Origin of the sequence: Enterobacter cloacae complex sp. IR53041 (assembly GCF_049238285.1) — a bacterium.
In the GTDB taxonomy this organism is placed as follows: Bacteria; Pseudomonadota; Gammaproteobacteria; order Enterobacterales; family Enterobacteriaceae; genus Enterobacter; species Enterobacter roggenkampii.
The window spans coordinates 1-1,739 of the sequence record NZ_JBMKHB010000076.1 but is presented as its reverse complement, the minus strand read 5'-3'; the positions used below and the strand labels follow the sequence as shown (position 1 = coordinate 1,739).

The 1,739-nt window shown below is 46.2% G+C and carries 2 protein-coding genes and 2 pseudogenes; all 4 read right to left on the bottom strand.

Annotated elements, in window-relative coordinates; genetic code table 11:
• Positions 1-93 precede the first annotated feature (93 nt).
• A pseudogene (locus ACOTXF_RS23725) lies at positions 94-402 on the bottom strand (hypothetical protein); the annotation flags it as partial.
• Between the two features lie 183 nt (positions 403-585).
• Positions 586-1,011 (bottom strand): hypothetical protein, encoded by a 426-nt coding sequence (locus ACOTXF_RS23720; protein ID WP_045415638.1) that lies wholly within the window; start codon positions 1,009-1,011, stop codon positions 586-588.
• Positions 989-1,402 carry a polymorphic toxin type 44 domain-containing protein gene (locus ACOTXF_RS23715; protein ID WP_223861879.1) on the bottom strand — a complete coding sequence of 138 codons (414 nt, stop codon included), beginning with the start codon at positions 1,400-1,402 and terminating at the stop codon, positions 989-991. Before ACOTXF_RS23715 ends, ACOTXF_RS23720 begins: the two co-directional genes overlap by 23 nt.
• A pseudogene (locus tag ACOTXF_RS23710) lies at positions 1,399-1,566 on the bottom strand (type VI secretion system tube protein Hcp); the annotation flags it as partial. The pseudogene ACOTXF_RS23710 and the gene ACOTXF_RS23715, both read right to left, overlap by 4 nt.
• Positions 1,567-1,739: the final 173 nt, after the last annotated feature.

The window sequence follows — 1,739 nt, the reverse complement described above, 5'->3', positions numbered from 1 at the left end:
CTGAACAGGAGGGACAGCTGATAGAAACAGAAGCCACTGGCGCACCTCAAAAACACCATCATACACTAAATCAGTAAGTTGGCACCATTACCCGACCTTTGCATAAAGTTGGGCGGCTCTGGTTCTTAACAAGCGTTCTTGTTCTTGCAGATTATCTGTTTCGGCACGCAGATTTTTGATGCATGAAATGCATTCTTCATCGGTTTTGGCCCGTCGTGCAGTTTCAAATTCTTTCTCTACGACCTGCCTTATCTCTTCGACAAACTTGATACGTGTAATCCCATCTTGCAAATAGAATGCTGATAGCCGATTTGCTGTTTCGACGAGTTTGCTGGCTTCCAGATTTACCATGGTATCTGACCATGTTCTGTTCCAGCCTCTGTTGAGCAGCGCAATATCCATTAAAGACTCCTTCCTAAAATGTGTCTGGTCATTTTACGTGCAATAAGGTCGAAGACAACAGGAAATACTTTCACAACCCGCCCCCGTGGGGGCCGTCTCTTTATTCTCCCCGTTTACATCCTCCTGCTTAAAATATCCTGGTGTTGCTACTGCGTCACACCAGCATGAACGCTGGCTATGCTCTTAGAAAGGTATGGCGGTGAGGTAGACAGGTACTGAGTAGATTGAATCATGCACTCTATAAGCCGCCTGGTTGTGAAAGGTGTAGATGGTTCCCTTCACTGACAGATAGATCGCATCATTTTCGACTTTCCTCAATGCGTTTTTGTCCGTAGTGATCATGAAAGGCTCGTCATCGTCCTTCAGACTCTTAATAAATGATTTATCGTCTTTGTTAGCATCATACAAATAGAAACGGTAGGAAAAGCCTGTGGTGGCGCCTGCACTCGCTTCCGTGATGAATAGATTAGCCAGGTTGTTTACTTTCACCTTCTTGATAATCTCTTGCTCAAGTGGTGAGAAGTGCAGCATCTTGTAAATCCCAAAGGCGATAACAGTCAACGGTATCAGAAGAAGATACCGTCTCTTAAAAACCTGTGCGTTTTGCATAGTCGATACCCGCTCTTATCCAATATTGGTCATTAGGATCGTCGCCGTAAGGCGTTGAGCCATACCAATTACCAAAAGCCGCATCAGTTGTTCCTGCGCGACTTTGCGCCCATCCTGCGCCCCTAAGTAATACTTCGTCGGGAATCCCCGCAGCGTGACCAACAGCCCCGTAATGGAAGTTTCCAAAACTCTCGAACTGTCTATCGCGCTGTTTGTAATCCCATTGTCCATGCCCTCTTACCTGCTGATAAAACCATGCATAGGTGAGGGCTGACGGGCCACGATGAAAGCGAGCCATCATCATATTACTGACGATATTCACGCCTGGTGGGGCGAAAGAGGACACATCAAACGGCGGGTGAGGTGATGCCGCTAATGTTGGGTATCTCACGCTTGCGCTCTCTCATTCCATGCATCGGTGAACTGCACGTTACCATCGCAGTATTTCCATGTGATTTTTTCATAACGAAGTTCTACGCACTCAAGGTGGGTATGCTTCTCTTTGGTCGGATCTTTGGTGTCGTGCATCACTGGCGAAACGCCGACATCTTTAAGCCATAGGTAAGCTGGAATAGCCATTTTTCTTTTCCTCATGTTGTTATACAAATTCATAAGGAAATTGTACCGACAGGGAAAATGGGTAATGGTGCCAACTTACTGATTTAGTGTATGATGGTGTTTTTGAGGTGCGCCAGTGGCTTCTGTTTCTATCAGCTGTCCCTCCTGTT

Coding starts and splice junctions, on each gene's coding strand:
- ACOTXF_RS23720 (WP_045415638.1), bottom strand. CDS start 1,011: ATGCAAAACGCACAGGTTTTTAAGAGACGGTATCTTCTTCTGATACCG.